We start from the raw sequence: 15,326 nt of genomic DNA, 5'->3' as shown, positions 1-15,326 counted from the left end.
ATCCGCTGGTCAGCGCAATCCGCACCGCCTCCTGCTTGAACTCTTCTGTATGCTTGATCATCTCGTCGGTCTCCTGTTGCGAGCTCTAATCGCTCAGGTGACCGGCGCAAATCCGTTACAAGTCCATGGCGACTGCGTGCCGCATCGAGAGCATCCTTGATGCTGTCGTCGATCTGCTCCTGAACGGCGCCATCGGGCGCCCAGCCATTGGCCATGCATGATCTCGTTCTGGCTCCAGCCCTGGACCTTGACAGGCACGAGGCTGCCCTGTTCGGCAAGCGCGGCAATGGCGTGGTCGCCCTCGTTGGGCTTTAGCCGAAAATAGTCGCGCAGGTCAGCGGCAGTCGTTACGCCCATTGCGCGGGCGCTGCGGTCGATCAGATGACGCTGCGCCGTGGCGGCGTCGGGCGTCAGAAGGTCTCGGTTAGCCTGCGGGATGACCCGATCAGGCAGGTCACAGACCCGCGCAAAGCTGCCGTGTCAGCGGGTATTTCCTACCGCCTCGACAGTGGCCTCGAACTCTTCTCCGCCGTCGATGCGCAGAGTAGAAGCGATGATCATCGCGAGAATGTGATGAGCGGGGTCTGGTTGCGTTTTTGAGGTGGCTCGGCCCGTTCGGTAACGGACGGGCAGGGGCTGCACCGAGGGGACGGTCGGACGGATCAATCCGCTTTATCTCGAGGGGATGGGCGCCTCGCATCGCTGCCGAGTCGCGCTAATGGATGAGTGGTTGGCGCGCGCGAATGGCCGCCTTTAAGCCGAAAGCCCAGCGATGGTTGACCCAAAGTTCGTGCCAAGCGACAAAGCGTACCGTTGGATTAGCCGGACAAAGCGCTTTAGTGCCTTGGCAAGTTTTAGTTTTAGGCCCATGAAGTGCACGCTGGTTGCGTATAATTGCGTAATAAGCCCGTATTTTTTGTAGTTCAGGCGAGACATGATTAGCGATCCCTTAAATATCGTTCCCGTTATCCTGTCCGGTGGATCAGGCACGCGACTTTGGCCCGTATCCAAGCCTGAACGTCCCAAGCAGTTGCTGCCCTTGACGGCAGACGAGACCATGCTTCAGCTGACCGCAGTGCGGACGCGGGGCTTCGGCGCCGCATCGGTCGGTCGTTCGATCCTAGTGTCCAACGCGGCGCATGCCGACATTATTGATGAACAGCTCAAGCAGAGCGGCATTGACGATTATAGCGTAATATTGGAACCGATCGGACGCAACACAGCGCCCGCGATCGCCCTTGCCGCAATGGAAGCGCAGCCGGACGATGCCCTGTTAGTGATGCCGAGCGACCATGTCATCGACGACTTGCCTGCTTTCCACGACGGTATAACCCGCGCGTTGCCGCTGGTCGCGCAAGGTTGGTTGATAACATTCGGTATTGAACCCAACGGACCGGAAACCGGCTATGGCTACATCCAGATGGGGCAAGCTTGCGGCGATCTGGTTAATGAGGTCGTCCGCTTCGTCGAGAAGCCCGATGTCGCCAACGCAGAAAGGATGCTGGCGGAAGGCAATCATGCCTGGAATGCCGGCATTTTCCTGTTCCGCGCCGACGCCTATCTGGCCGCGATGGAAAAGCACCAGCCTGACATGCTGGCAGCGGTGCGCACGTCGATGGAGCAGGCGAAGCGCGACGGAGCGCATATCTTTCCTGATGCCAAGGCGTTCCACGCCTGCCCTTCGGATTCGGTCGACTATGCGATCATGGAACGCGAAACGCAGGTCGCCTGTGTGCCGGTCAGCATGGGCTGGTCGGATGTGGGCAGCTGGGATTCTCTTCACGCGGTCAGCACCCGCTGCACCGACGAAAATGCGGTGCGCGGCGATGCTCTGTTGCTGGGCGCGCGTAACTGCCTGGTGCATAGCGATGGGCCGCGGGTCACTCTGGTCGACGTCGACGACCTGATCGTCGTCGTGTCGCAGGGTGAGATCATGATCCTCAAGCGCGGCGAATCCCAGAAGGTGCGCAAGGTGACCGAAGCGCTCAAGGCGCTCGCTGCCGCGACTGCGACGAACTGACTTTTACTCTACCACAAGCTCAAGCATGAGCGGGCATGGGAGACTTATGACGCAATCTGTTTCGATCACCGACCTGATGATGCAGTCGGGCGTCGCTTTTGGCACCAGTGGCGCGCGCGGACTGGTGAGCGCGATGAAGGATCGGGTCTGTTTCGCCTATACTGCCGCTTTCTTGCAACATCTGAGCGCGATCGGGCAGTTTGCGCCCAGCACCCATGTGGCAATTGCGGGAGATCTGCGTCCGTCCAGCCCTCGTATCATGGCGGCCTGCGCAGCGGCGGTGCGGCATATGGGCGGAAAGGTCGATCATTGCGGGTTCGTGCCGTCGCCTGCGGTTGCGGCCTATGGGTTCGACCGCGCCATTCCGTCGCTGATGGTGACGGGCAGCCATATTCCCGACGACCGCAACGGCATCAAGTTTAACCGCATCGATGGCGAGGTGCTCAAGCCCGACGAACTGGCCATTCGAGCGCAGGACGTGGTCTTGCCCGACCTTTTCGACGGGAAAGGGATGCTGAAGGATGCTGCGTCCGCAGAGCCTTTGATCGATGCCGCCACGCCTTATATCGCTCGATATGTCGATGCCTTCGGGCCTCGGGCGCTGGCGGGCATGACGTTGGGCGTCTACGAACATTCGGCGGTTGGACGCGACATATTGGTCGCGCTGGTCGAGGCCCTGGGCGGGCGAACCGTGTCGCTGGGTCGCTCCGACCGCTTCATTCCTGTCGATACCGAGGCGGTTCGTCCCGAAGACCAACAGTTGGCGCGGGAATGGGCGGCGGACCTTCAGCTGGATGCAATCCTGTCTACCGACGGGGATTCCGATCGGCCGCTGCTGGCCGATGAGAGTGGTATTTGGATGCGCGGCGACGTGCTGGGCATATTGAGTGCGCGGGCGCTAGGCATTGCCGCCATCGCCATGCCGGTCAGCTGCAACAGCGCAGTCGAGCTGTCCGGCCTGTTCGATGCCGTGCGCCGAACCCGGATCGGGTCGCCCTTCGTGATCGAGGCGATGAATGCCTTGGTCACACAAGGGGAGGCAAGCGTGTGCGGTTATGAGGCCAACGGCGGTTTCTTGCTTGCGACGTCGGTCGGGGTGGAAGGACGCACGCTGGCAGCGCTGCCGACCCGTGACGCGGTGCTACCGATTCTGTCGGTGCTGGTGGATGCGCGCCGCCGCGGCGTGACGCTATCGGCGCTTCAGGCACAGCTGCCGGCGCGCTATACGTTCAGCGAAAGGTTGCAGGCGTGTCCGACCGCGCAGAGCCAAGCGCTGATCGCGCATCTGGAGCAGGGGAACGAGGCCGACATACTGGCGCGGCTGACTGACATGTTCGGGGAACTGGCTGGCGAAGCGACCGGCATCGACCGGACCGACGGACTGCGTATTCATTTCGCAGGCGGAGACATTATCCATCTTCGACCGAGTGGCAATGCGCCGGAACTGCGTTGTTACACCGAATGCGACAGCACGCAGCGGGCGGCATCACTAAACGAACAGGCGCTGGCGCTGGTCCGTGATTACAGTGTTCCGACCTAATCGGAGGTTGGATGGCGGCCTTCGGGGCGAGGTAGAGTCGATCGCCTAGCGCAATCCGCGCTGACGATGAGACAGTTGCTGTGTATTTTCACATAGCAAGATATTGTAAATGCATAACCTTCCTAAGAAACACTCATATCAGGTTCGGTGGGAGCCTCCTGAAGAGCGAAGCCGAATGCCTTGGCGCGGCGCCTGAGATTTCCGATGACGCGGCTGCGATAGCGCTCCTCATAGTGTGAGGCTCCGAGATCATGATACGCCATACCGTGGCGCAGGCTGTTATAGAACAGCACCGCGATTTTGCGTGCGGTCGCGGTCACTGCCTTGGCTTTTCCGGCGCGCGCCGACAGCCTCCGATAAAAGGCGCCCAGTGCGGTGTCGCTGCGGCCAATGGTGGTTGCTGCCAGGCGCAGGAGCGCTGCAGCCCGGCTCGAAGATCGTCGAGTTTTGGACGACAGCAACTTGCCTCCCGATATCTTGTTGCCCGGGGCCAGGCATAACCAGGACGTAAAATGCTTTGAACTGGGCCATGCGGCAAGATCGGTCCCGCACTCGCCAACCAGCTTGAGCGCGAGCGACGGGCCGATGCCGTGGATCTGCGTCAGGTCCACGCCCAGCACGCGATAGAGCGCGGACCGGACCTCGAAGTCAGGCGTGTTCACCTGTCGCCTTTTGGTCCGGACTTTGGGCAGGTGGCGAACATCATGTCCCTCGTCGATTTCGAGTGCCTTGAGCGCAACCTCAAGCTTTCGATCACATTCGAGAACTTTGGTTTGGTAGAAGTCGAACAGGGCCAGGGACTGACCAAGCGCGAAGATATGCTCGTCCCGCCAGTTCCCCGATAATGCCGCACAGATGGTCTCAATAGTCGCATGACAGCGGACGTCGCGCATTTGGGCCAGCGTGTCGGGCGTACATTCCCCGCTCACAATGGCCCTGATTATCCGCATGCCCGTCACGCCGGTTATGTCAGATACGACGTGATGGAGTTGCACATTCATTTCCATCAGCGCCTTCTGCATGTGCTGAATATGCGAGGCGGCATATTCGATCAGACGCTCGCGCTGCCGCAGATAGGCACGCATGGTCGCCACGCCCGCCTCGGGACGGAAACTCCCCCGCAGCAGCCCGTAGCTGTGCAGGCGTTGCAACCATGCAGCGTCACTGACGTCGGTTTTGCGACCCGGTACATTCTTGGCATATCGCGCATTGACCAGGATCACCTCAAAGCCGTGTCCTTCAAGCACTTCATAGGCTGGAATCCAGTAAACACCGGTCGATTCCATCGCGACAGTCGTGATGCCATATGCCTTGAACCAGCGGGCCATATCATGGAGATCGCCGGTGAACGTACCAAACGCTCGTACCGGATTATCATCGGCGTTCGGATTGATGGCCGCCATATGCATGGTCGACCCGATGTCGATTGCAGCGGCGCATGGATTGACCATAGACAACGCGCCGGATTTTGAACGTTCCATTCCAAGTCCTCCTTCAAAACAGGAGGGTATGGGCGATGCTAAACGTCATCTTCCTAACCGGGATCGCCGCAAAACGGCGTCACCACTCTCAAGTGCGCAAACACCCACGGGCCACGTTTTTTAACGGGGTATCATGCCTCCAATAAGCCATCGGCCGCGACCCTCCCGACCGCACCATAGCACGACCCGTTTCTACCGCGCACAGGCGGGCTCAGCCGGCGACGGTTTTTTAAAACATTGCATCATATGCGATGTGGTAATCCTACACTTTAAAAAGATGTGAAGCCGTTCAAAAAGCTCACGGCAAACGGCATTTTATTGCAGCTCCCCGCCTGTTCTTGCCATTCGTCGCTGTGATCGCAACGGCGACGGGGCAGGCGGATGCCATCGCGGCTTAGTCTTCTGTTTAAGGTGTTTTAGATCCAATCTACGTAGAAAATGCTCTAGCGCGAATGGCGAAGAGGGCCGATACCGGTCCCGCTGTCAGGGTGAAGGCGCAGTCGCCCTCCAGCAGCAGGCAGTCACCCTTTTCCCATGACAGGCCACTGACCGTGCCTGTCCCAGTCAGCGGCGTGGACCACAGCAGCTTGCCTTCGGGCACGCTGACGCTCTGGTCTTCGTTCCAGTGATCCTTGGAAGGTCGGTCCGGCCCCATTGCTTTTCGACATAATGGGGAACGAGCTTTTGCATCGACAGACTGTCCAATGACCAAGAGGCTTGGTTTCTCTTTAGTCATGGCTTCCCTGTCAACAGAACCCCGCACAAATAACGGGCATAATCCGATTTGCCATGTTTCTCGATCGCTTGGCGCATTTCAGCTTCGCCGATGAAGCTCTGACGATAGGCAATTTCTTCGGGGCTAGCGATCTTAAAACCCTGACGCTTTTCGAGGACGCGGACGAAGTCAGCGGCGTCGAGCATATGGTCGGGCGTACCAGTATCAAGCCAGGCATAGCCGCGACCCATGATTTCGACATGGAGTTCGCCCCGCTCCAGATAGACGCGGTTGACGTCTGTGATCTCCAGCTCGCCGCGCGGCGATGGCTTGAGGTTGGCGGCGATGTCCACGACCTGTTCGTCATAGAAATAGAGACCTGTCACCGCCCAGTTAGACTTGGGGCTTTCCGGCTTTTCCTCGATCATAACGGCCTTCATTTTGGCGTCAAAGCTGACTACGCCATAGCGTTCCGGATCATTGACATGATAGGCGAAAACGCTCGCCCCTTCCTTGCGCGAAGAGGCGCTGGCGAGGATTTCCGGCAGGCCATGGCCATGATAGATATTGTCGCCTAGGATCAGCGCGGAGGGTTGTCCCGCGACGAAATTGGCGCCGATGATATAGGCTTGGGCCAGGCCATCGGGGTTGGGTTGCTCGGCATAGTCTATGACCATGCCCCAAGCGGAGCCGTCACCCAGCAGCGACTGGAAAGCGGGCAGGTCGCGCAGGGTTGAGATGATAAGCACTTCGTGGATACCCGCCAGCATCAGCGTGCTGAGCGGATAATAAATCATCGGTTTGTCGTAGACCGGCATTAGCTGCTTCGAGGTCGACAGAGTCATCGGATAGAGGCGCGTACCGCTGCCCCCGGCAAGAATGATACCCTTCATAGCCTTCATAGCCTTCGTAGCCTCAAATAATCAGTTTTTTGCCGGTTGCAGGCGGTCCATCACATCGTTGAGCGATGTGCGCCAGTCCGGCAACATCACGCCATGGACGCGCGCGATTTTCCTGCAATCGAGCCGCGTATCGGCGGGGCGGGAGGCGGACGTAGGATGGTCGTCCGTGCCTATGACCCGCACCGATGCCGACGGGCCGCCCCGCGCTGCCGATGCTGCGAAGATCGCGTGCGCAAAATCGGCCCAGCTGGCTTCGCCCCGCGCGGTCATGTGGAAGACGCCACGCAGGTCGCGACTACTATTGGATACCAGATTGGTAGCCACTTGGATGATGCCATCGGCGATCGCCAGCGCGCTGGTGGGATTACCGACCTGATCGCCGACTACGCTCAGTTCGTGGCGGTCGGCGGCGAGACGCAGCATGGTCTTGACGAAATTGCCGCCGAACGGGCTGTAGACCCAGGCGACGCGTAGGACTGCGCTATTGTCGTGGCCATCCAGCACCGCTTGTTCGCCCGCCAGCTTCGACGCGCCAAGACGCCGGTCGGACTCGTCGGATCGCTTTCCACATAGGGGCGGTCCAATGCGCCGTCGAACACATAGTCAGTTGAAATATGGATGAGCGGTACGCCGAGCGCCTTGGCCACCTGCGCCACCGCGCCCGCGCCGGCACCGTTGACGGCATGAACGAGATCGTTTTCGGTTTCCGCCTTGTCGACGGCAGTATAGGCTGCGGCGGACACGATCACATTCGTCGCAGCGCCTTCCAGAGCCTGAGCGACCGAGGCCGGGTCGGCCAGATCAAGATCGGGGCGACCGATCGCGATCACCTTATGCCCGGTGACCGCGCCACGCTCGATGAGGCTGGTGACGACCTGCCCCGTTGTGCCGGTGACGGCAATCTTCATGAAGGCACCTTTGCGGCTTTATCAAGGCCAAGACGCTGGCCATCATATTGTTCGCGCAGCGGCTGCCACCACCATTGGTTTTCCAGATACCAACGCACCGTCTTTTCCATGCCACTGTCGAAATTCTCTCGCGCCTTCCAGCCCAGTTCTTTTTCAAGGCGGGTCGCGTCGATCGCGTAGCGGGCGTCATGGCCCGGACGGTCGGTGACATATTCGATGAGGTCGGCACGGGGCTTGTCAGTCGGCACCAAATCGTCCAATACGGCGCAGATTCGCAGCACCACATCGATATTCTTGCGCTCGTTACGACCACCGACATTGTAGGTTTCGCCCGGCTCACCCCGTTCGATGATGATATCCAGCGCATGGGCGTGATCATCGACATAGAGCCAGTCGCGGATATTCTCACCGTTGCCATAGACCGGCAGAGGGCGGCCCGCGAGCGCGTTCAGGATCGTCAGCGGAATAAGCTTTTCGGGGAAGTGGTACGGCCCGTAATTGTTTGAACAGTTCGATACCACCACTGGCAGGCCATAGGTGCGCTGCCACGCCTTGGCGAGGTGATCGGACGCCGCCTTCGACGCGGAATAGGGCGAGCTTGGGTCGTAGGGGGTTGTTTCCTCGAACAGGCCTTCGTCGCCGAGCGAGCCATAGACTTCGTCGGTCGAGACATTAAGGAAGCGAAAGGCAGCCTTGGCGTCGCCCTCAAGCCCGTTCCAATAGGTGCGCGTGGCCTCCAGGAGGGTGAAGCTGCCCATTACATTGGTCTGGATGAAGTCTGCCGCGCCGGTGATCGAGCGGTCGACATGGCTTTCGGCGGCCAGATGCATGATGCGATCAGGCTTGAAGCCTGTGATCGCAGCGTCCATCGCCGCGCGATCGCAGATATTGGCGTTCAGGAACTGATGGGTGTTCCTGCCTTCCACTTCCTTGAGCGAGGCTTCGCAGCCCGCATAGGTCAGGGCGTCGATGGTCAGGACATCATAGCCCTTTTCCAGCACCAGATAACGGACGAGGGAAGACCCGATGAAGCCAGCGCCGCCAGTGACGATTACGCGCATCACCTATTTCCTTCAGGTGAAATAGGCTGGGAGATTCGATAATGTAGGCTGTTTGCGATCCTTGGGCAAAAGCGTGTGCGGATCGGCGATATCAGGCCAGAAAATAGCAATGGCCGGATCATCCCACGCAAGCCCATTGTCGCATTCGGCGTTGTAATAGTCCGTCACCTTGTAACAGATGACCGTATCGGGTTCGAGCGAACAAAAACCGTGGGCAAAACCCGGCGGCATCCAGAGTTGCTTGCCATTGTCCGGGGTCAGCGTTTCGGCCACCCACTGACCATAGGTGGGTGATCCGGCGCGGATATCGACGGCGACGTCGAACAGAGCGCCGGCGGTACAGCGGACCAGCTTGCCCTGGGCGTGGGGTTCGCTCTGGAAATGCAGGCCGCGGATGGTCCCTGCCTTTGCGCTGCGGGATTCATTGTCCTGCACGAAGTGGTGGTTGCCGACCTGTTGGGCAAACAGATCGCCGCGAAATGCTTCGGCGAAATAGCCGCGTTCGTCACCGATGTGACGGGGAGTGAGCAGCGTGACCCCGGCAATGTCATAGGCCTGGAATTTCATATCTTCCTGAACCGCAAATACATGCCTCATCATTCCGCGCTATCAAGTTACAATGATATATGCCATATTTTTATAGATACCTTACATTCTAAGAGCCTTCTGTGGTTGCCGCCCGTGAGGCAAGAAGTTTCTGAACCGGTGAACAGGTGATCGAGGGCGGTCTTCTGTCAGGCCTTTGATTGCAGCGTTTTCCAGAAGCCGCTGGCCGGTATGGTGATCCGCGGATCAGGTCCAAATCTGATTCACGAGCTCGAAGCTCGGGACTCTTAACTGGTTTTCCTGATCCAGATCTGTTCGATCATTTTGCCCATTCGGGTCGTCGCCTTCTCACTCCCCCTTGCCAGCTTGGGCGTTGCGCAGCCTTTCTATCAGGCGGCGATTGCCGTTGCCGGGGTTCGATAATCTTCCTGTTTCGTCAACATCGCCCAGATCATCCGGGCCATCTTGTTGGCCAAGGCGATTGCCACCAGCATCCGTGGCTTGCGCGCCAGCATGCGGGCTAGCCACGATGTTTCTGGGATCGATTTTCGGCCCATCCAGTTCAATCGCGACATTGCGCCCATGATAAGCAGCTGCCGAATGTCGCTTTGCCCAGCCTTGGAGACGCGGCCATGACGTGTCTTGCCTCCGCTCGAATGCTATTTCGGCACCAATCCCAGCCAAGCGGCGAAGTCCCTGCCGCATTTGAAGCTCTCCATTGGCGGGGCAAACGCTTCGACCGCCAAAGCCGTCATCGGCCCCACTCCGGGCATGGTCTGTAGCCTTCGGGCCATGTCTGCTTGTCCTGCCAGGTCCTTGATCCAGCGGTCGCTTGTCGCAATCCGCACGGTCATTGCTTCGATCTGCTCCAGCAAATCGCGGCATTCATTCCGGGCAATCTCAGGCAGATCACTGTTGGACTCGGTGATGATCGCGGCGATCCGGGGCAAGTTATTGATGCCTTGCGGCACCACATGACCGAGCTCGTAAAGAAAAGCGCGCAGCATGTTGACCAGTTCGGTGCGTTGTTGAACTAGCCGGGTCCGCGCCCGGAACAGCATTGCGCGACCTTGCTGCTCGGCTGATTTTGGCTCGACGAAGCGCATTTCCGGTCTCTGGGCGGCGATCACGATCGCCTCGGCGTCTGCCGCATCATTCTTCTGCCGTTTCACAAACGGCTTCACGTATTGCGGCGCAATCAACTTCACTTCGTGACCCACGCTGGTCAGCTCGCGGGCCCAGTAATGCGCGCTGCCACAAGCCTCCATCACAACCACCGCACTAGGCTGCTCGGCCATAAACTTGAGGAAACTCTGCCGCGACAGCTTTTTACAAAACCGAAGCTGACCTGTCATCGACGCGGCGTGCAGTTGAAAAACAGTTTTTGCCAAATCAACCCCGATCATCATATCCTTTGTCACGGTTGCCGTCCTTTCCGCTCAGTGGCCTTTCAACACCACTATCTTGGCACATTGCGATGCCGTCTGGGGAGGGCGGCAACCACCCCATCTGATTCATAATTATCCGATGAAATTTCATAGTCTTGCGATGCGACGCGCGAATAGCTGGATGGAAGCTATGAACAGCCACGCAGTTGCCGATGCGATGGTCTGTTCAAAGTCCTTGGCGAGCCGACGGTTGCGGTTCAGCCAAGCCAGTGTTCGCTCGACGACCCAGCGGCGCGGAAGAACCACGAAGCCTTTTGCAACATCGGATCGCTTGACGATCTCGACAGTCCATTTGCCGGTACGCCGGAGCGCTTCCCTGAGCTTGTCGCCAGCATAGCCGCCATCGGCAAAGACATGGCGCAGCCATGGAAAGCGGTGGATGATTTCACGCAGGACCAGCGGCGCGCCGTCGCGGTCCTGAATGTCGGCGGTATGGATCACCGCATGAACCAAATGGCCCTCGGTGTCGGTGAGGATGTGGCGCTTGCGCCCGTTGATTTTCTTGCCCGCGTCAAAGCCGCGAGGGCCGCCACTTTCGGTTGTTTTCACGCTCTGGCTATCGATCACGCCAGCACTGGGCGAAGCCTCGCGGCCCGTCGCTTCACGCGCCATCAACAGCAGGGTATGATTGAGCGAGAGCCACAGTTTGTTATCGCGCCACAGGTAAAACCAGCGCCGAACCGTCGAGACCGGCGGAAAGCAGGGCGGCAGCATTCGCCACGGCAGCCCCCCACGCAGCAGATACAGGATCGACTCGACGATCCGTCGCAGCGGCCATTTGCGCGGACGGCCTACGTGGGAGGGTGGCGGCAAGAAAGGTTCGAGCACCGACCATTCGGCATCGGTCAAATCGCTTGGCAAAGTCAGTCCCGCACGGGCATATTGCGCCCGAGTGGTATCAGATGGGGTGGTTGCCGTCCTCCCCAAACGGCATCGTGATGTGCCAAGAAAGTGGTGTCTACAACCACTGTGCGGAAAGGACAGCAACCGTGACAACGACTACCATGATCGGCGTGGATTTGGCGAAGAATGTTTTCCAACTTCACGCGGCCAGCATGTCTGGCGAGGTGGAATATCGCAAGCAGCTATCGCGGGACAAGTTCCGCAAGTTCATGGCTCAGCAGGCTCCGGCGGTGGTGGTGATGGAGGCTTGCGGTAGTGCAAATTACTGGGCGCGGGAACTGGCTCGACTGGGCCACGAGGTTAGGTTGATCGCGCCGCATTATGTTCGCCCGTTCGTCAAACGCCAAAAGAACGATGCAACTGATGCAGAAGCGATTGTTATTGCTGCACAGCGCCCTGAGATGCGTTTTGTCGTCCCCAAATCGGAGGAGCAGCAAGGAAGGGCAATGATGTTTCGTACCAGGACCCGCATGGTCCATCAGCGCACTGAACTGATTAATATGCTCCGCGCTTTTCTCTATGAGTGTGGACACACTGTTCCAAAGGGCATTCACCAGTTCCAGCGCATTGAAGCGATCGTGACCGAACCAAACAGCGACTTGAGCGTGATGGCTCGCGCGGAATGTAGCGAGCTTCTCGAGCAGATTGCCGCCTTGACGGCCAGGATTGCAGCCAGCGATCGCCGGATCAAAATGGCTGCTTCTCAAGCAGATACGGCACGTCGACTGCAGACGATGCCTGGCATAGGCCCACTGACAGCACTGGCGGTTGAGGCTTTCGCGCCGCCCATGGAAAGTTTTCACTGCGGACGCGATTTTGCTGCTTGGCTGGGACTGGTCCCCCGCCAGCATTCCAGTGGGGGCAAGGCCCGGTATGGAAGGGTTTCAAAAGCGGGTCAGGCGGATATTCGACGATTGTTGATAATCGGAGCGATGTCCCGTCTGAACTGGTTGGGACGAAAAACGATTGCCCAAGAATCGTGGCTGGCGCGGCTGAGCGCACGCAAACCGCGAATGCTCATGGCAATAGCGCTGGCTAACAAGATGGCCCGCATGATCTGGGCGATGCTGACGAAGAATGAGGACTTCCGGAATCCGGCGACAGCAACCGCGGCTTGATCGAGAAACTCGCGCAAGGCTGAAGTTGGTAACGGGGACAAGAAGGCGATGATTTGAATGGGAAAATGATCAAACAGATCCGGATCGGGAAAACCAGTATGTGGACGCGAGTGCATGAACTCGAGTATCAGATTTGGACCTGCTCCGCTGATCACCATACCGGCCAGCAGCTTCTGAAATGCTGCACCCAAAGGCCTGACAGAAGTCCGCACTCGATCACTTGCTCATTCAGCCAAAAACCATCTTGCAAAACGGACGGCAACCACAGAGGTCCACATCGTAGATCTCCGGAAGTTTGTTGCAAAACCCCTGAATCAACGACTGCGGCAAGCATCAAGCTAACCCGCTGATACCACTCAACTTAGTTTCGGATCGGGCTCTAAACCTAATCAACCTACTCAAAATATGTGAGTATTTCTTCAATAATTATTCCTTGAGATAGAACCAATGTTGTTGTCTTGGTCGTTGCGCTCACTATCGGGCCAGCATGGGCATTTCACATAGCTTCACCTGCCGAAAAAACTGCACACGACCTTCTCGATTTCTCAGGCGACGGCTCCGGTTGCAGCCGGATGGTCATATTCACCTGCTCGCGCATATCCTTGACCACCGTTAAAGCGGCCTGCACCAAGTGGTGTGGACACCGTCCTCAACGCCAGTTATAGTTTGTGACATCTGGACGACGTGCTGGACACCCCCTTCGACGGGAGAAGCCAATACATGCATATCTCAAAGGGCTGATGACAAAGGCTTCAACCTAATAAGCATGCACCTCTCCCTGATCGTTCTGGTCGCGATGATTGTCGAGCCGATCAAAACCGAAAGCAAGGCTGGCTCAACCATTCCATCATGGCGCTATTGAGCCTCGCCGAACGCACCAAGGCAGCGGATGAAGCGCTCAGGCGCGCGCGCTATCATGTTGAAGTATGCTCACCACGCACAAGCCGTTCATCAACTGAACAAATCCGGCGTTGGCGCAGATGACCCAATGAGCTTACTTCCTTCACCATCACCTCTTAGGAACACACGGCCATACGCCTGCGTATAGCCATAGGAAAGGTATGATGGAGACAACATGAAGGCAATCATGATGGCAGGTACGGCACTCGCCGCAGCGGCGGCGGTGACATTGGCTCCATCAATCAAACATACTTCGAGCCAGCAGAAAGCCGCCCTGACGGCGCGGCCTTTGGCACTGGGCAAGCTGGCGCTGGATGAAAGCGAAGTGATTGCGGAACCTGCTTGCAACGCTATCTCTTTTGCGCAACTCCCCGACGACGCCAGCCTGTTCATCGGGCGACGGCTTGTGACAAGCGAAGGCAAGCTGGCAGGCGTGTCCGGCCCAAATGATTGCAGCGGCGGCGATCCCGCCAATGAGGCAAAAGGCCTTCCCTTCAATCGCTGGGGTTTGGTGCTCGACCGATTTGATTGGAAAACGCACCAATTTACAGGTGCAACAGCACTGCTTGACACCTCCCCCGATCCGCGAACTGGGCGGTCCCGCGCTACGATTACCGCTGGTCCCATGCGTAGCCTGCGCATCCGGTCTGCTTATGATCCAAGCGTTGCCCGACTTGGCAACGCCACCTTCGTCGCCTTTGAATGCACCTTTGAAAATGGCGACAAGTTTGGTGTTAACCAGACCTCATCCTGCATCAGCGTCTATGATCCGACTACCCGTAAGCTGGATATGGCCCGAACGCTGGTACCTGTCGGCGGCGAACATAAAGGGTCTATTTTTCAAGTGGCCGCCGTCCCCCGACTGCTGGCCTTTAATGGCCGACTCTATCTATACTGGTCGGCGCTTACAATCGAACGGGGCGTTATAAACCACGCAACGGTGCGCGGTGCTGAATTAGTCCAACAGCAAGACGGGATCGCGCAGGTCAAAGGCAGTGATGGCATCATCCGGCCATTCGATCCACTTTCCAGTGAAGTTTGGGCGCCGGGCGAAGATAATATGAGCGATCGTATCGTTAACCTTATGGGTTTCTGGAACGATGGCAATTCGTTCCTCGCTTTCGCGGCGCTAGGTGGTGCGGGATGCGCCGACCCTTTGGGGCAAGGCCGGGGCTGCTTCCGCCTCGCGGTCAAGCGCAGCCAAACGCCACTTGGCCAGAACGGGATTGGCCAGGGGGAGGCTGTTGATCTTCACCTGCCCAGTAACCCACAGGAATATGCTGCGCCCATCGTCGACTCCGGAGGTCGTCGCTGGTTGATGGGCCATTTCATTCGCCCGCCCGGCAACGACTTTGCCGACCGTACACCTGCGCCACCGAACGTTTACTGGCGCGCGAGCAAGCGACGGTCAGCGTTGGTATTGTTGCCTTTGAACGAACGCTAGTCCTGCCGTTGACAGTAGTGGAATTGAGAAATGCCGGCTCGAGCGTGCTGGTTATGTGATCACATGCCCAGCCCCTTCATCACCGCCGACCGAACTTCCGATCCGATCCGATCCGCACGCTGCTGCAATGAGTGACCGCTGCGGTGCAATATCTGAGGGCCGCGCATGCCGTCTCCTTTACGGTTGCGAAATACCAATCTTAATAAGCTTAACGGTATGCATCCGGTGAGAACCGCGGATCAGGCCGCTTGGCGTTGATCGTCTGTGACGCGCCAGTTCCAGGGGAGCAGTTCGTGGAGCCGGCTCTGTGGGATGTCGGCGATGCGGCTGAGCACATCGG

The 15,326-nt window shown here is 58.4% G+C and carries 11 protein-coding genes and 3 pseudogenes; 5 read left to right on the top strand and 9 right to left on the bottom strand.

Annotation, left to right across the window (positions count from 1 at the left end; translation table 11 throughout):
- Window positions 1–297: 297 nt before the first annotated feature.
- Window positions 298–414 (bottom strand): annotated as a pseudogene (locus tag WA070_RS01675) (winged helix-turn-helix domain-containing protein); the annotation flags it as partial.
- On the opposite strand from WA070_RS01675, the gene WA070_RS01670 reads away from it, so the two are divergent.
- From WA070_RS01670 to WA070_RS01660, 3 genes are all read left to right on the top strand, one after another.
- Window positions 382–600 carry a hypothetical protein gene (locus WA070_RS01670; protein ID WP_422632490.1) on the top strand — a complete coding sequence of 73 codons (219 nt, stop codon included), beginning with the start codon at window positions 382–384 and terminating at the stop codon, window positions 598–600. The pseudogene WA070_RS01675 and the gene WA070_RS01670 sit on opposite strands and share 33 nt — an antisense overlap.
- Before the next feature lie 334 nt (window positions 601–934).
- Window positions 935–2,020: a mannose-1-phosphate guanylyltransferase/mannose-6-phosphate isomerase gene (locus WA070_RS01665; RefSeq protein ID WP_422632489.1), complete on the top strand. Its 1,086-nt coding sequence runs from the start codon at window positions 935–937 to the stop codon at window positions 2,018–2,020.
- Between the two features lie 46 nt (window positions 2,021–2,066).
- Window positions 2,067–3,560 carry a phosphomannomutase gene (locus tag WA070_RS01660; protein WP_422632488.1) on the top strand — a complete coding sequence of 498 codons (1,494 nt, stop codon included), beginning with the start codon at window positions 2,067–2,069 and terminating at the stop codon, window positions 3,558–3,560.
- 122 nt (window positions 3,561–3,682) lie between these two features.
- On the opposite strand, the gene WA070_RS01655 is transcribed toward WA070_RS01660, so the two are convergent.
- From WA070_RS01655 to WA070_RS01620, 8 genes and pseudogenes are all read right to left on the bottom strand, one after another.
- Complete coding sequence (locus tag WA070_RS01655; RefSeq protein ID WP_422632487.1) at window positions 3,683–5,041, bottom strand: IS110 family transposase; 1,359 nt, start codon at window positions 5,039–5,041, stop codon at window positions 3,683–3,685.
- A gap of 427 nt (window positions 5,042–5,468) precedes the next feature.
- Complete coding sequence (locus WA070_RS01650) at window positions 5,469–5,696, bottom strand: hypothetical protein (protein ID WP_422632486.1); 228 nt, start codon at window positions 5,694–5,696, stop codon at window positions 5,469–5,471.
- 77 nt (window positions 5,697–5,773) lie between these two features.
- Entirely contained in the window at window positions 5,774–6,649 is an 876-nt protein-coding gene (gene rfbA, locus WA070_RS01645; RefSeq protein WP_422632492.1) for a glucose-1-phosphate thymidylyltransferase RfbA, read from the bottom strand.
- 30 nt (window positions 6,650–6,679) lie between these two features.
- A pseudogene (gene rfbD, locus WA070_RS01640) lies at window positions 6,680–7,566 on the bottom strand (dTDP-4-dehydrorhamnose reductase).
- The gene (gene rfbB, locus WA070_RS01635; protein WP_422632485.1) at window positions 7,563–8,627 is read right to left on the bottom strand and encodes a dTDP-glucose 4,6-dehydratase; all 1,065 of its coding nucleotides are present in this window, start codon (window positions 8,625–8,627) and stop codon (window positions 7,563–7,565) included. The pseudogene rfbD and the gene rfbB overlap by 4 nt, the downstream one beginning before the upstream one ends.
- Before the next feature lie 12 nt (window positions 8,628–8,639).
- The gene (rfbC, locus tag WA070_RS01630) at window positions 8,640–9,194 is read right to left on the bottom strand and encodes a dTDP-4-dehydrorhamnose 3,5-epimerase (RefSeq protein ID WP_422632484.1); all 555 of its coding nucleotides are present in this window, start codon (window positions 9,192–9,194) and stop codon (window positions 8,640–8,642) included.
- A 368-nt stretch (window positions 9,195–9,562) separates the two neighbouring features.
- Window positions 9,563–10,582, bottom strand: a pseudogene (locus WA070_RS01625) (IS110 family transposase).
- Between the two features lie 126 nt (window positions 10,583–10,708).
- Entirely contained in the window at window positions 10,709–11,548 is an 840-nt protein-coding gene (locus WA070_RS01620; protein WP_422632491.1) for an IS5 family transposase, read from the bottom strand.
- 62 nt (window positions 11,549–11,610) lie between these two features.
- On the opposite strand from WA070_RS01620, the gene WA070_RS01615 reads away from it, so the two are divergent.
- Window positions 11,611–12,642 (top strand): IS110 family transposase, encoded by a 1,032-nt coding sequence (locus tag WA070_RS01615; RefSeq protein WP_422632483.1) that lies wholly within the window; start codon window positions 11,611–11,613, stop codon window positions 12,640–12,642.
- 1,075 nt (window positions 12,643–13,717) lie between these two features.
- Window positions 13,718–14,986 carry a hypothetical protein gene (locus WA070_RS01610; RefSeq protein WP_422632482.1) on the top strand — a complete coding sequence of 423 codons (1,269 nt, stop codon included), beginning with the start codon at window positions 13,718–13,720 and terminating at the stop codon, window positions 14,984–14,986.
- Window positions 14,987–15,326 lie beyond the last annotated feature (340 nt).

The sequence above is a fragment of the Sphingobium sp. genome, assembly GCF_049304695.1.
Taxonomy (GTDB): Bacteria; Pseudomonadota; Alphaproteobacteria; order Sphingomonadales; family Sphingomonadaceae; genus Sphingobium.
This window is presented reverse-complemented; position numbering and strand designations above follow the sequence as displayed.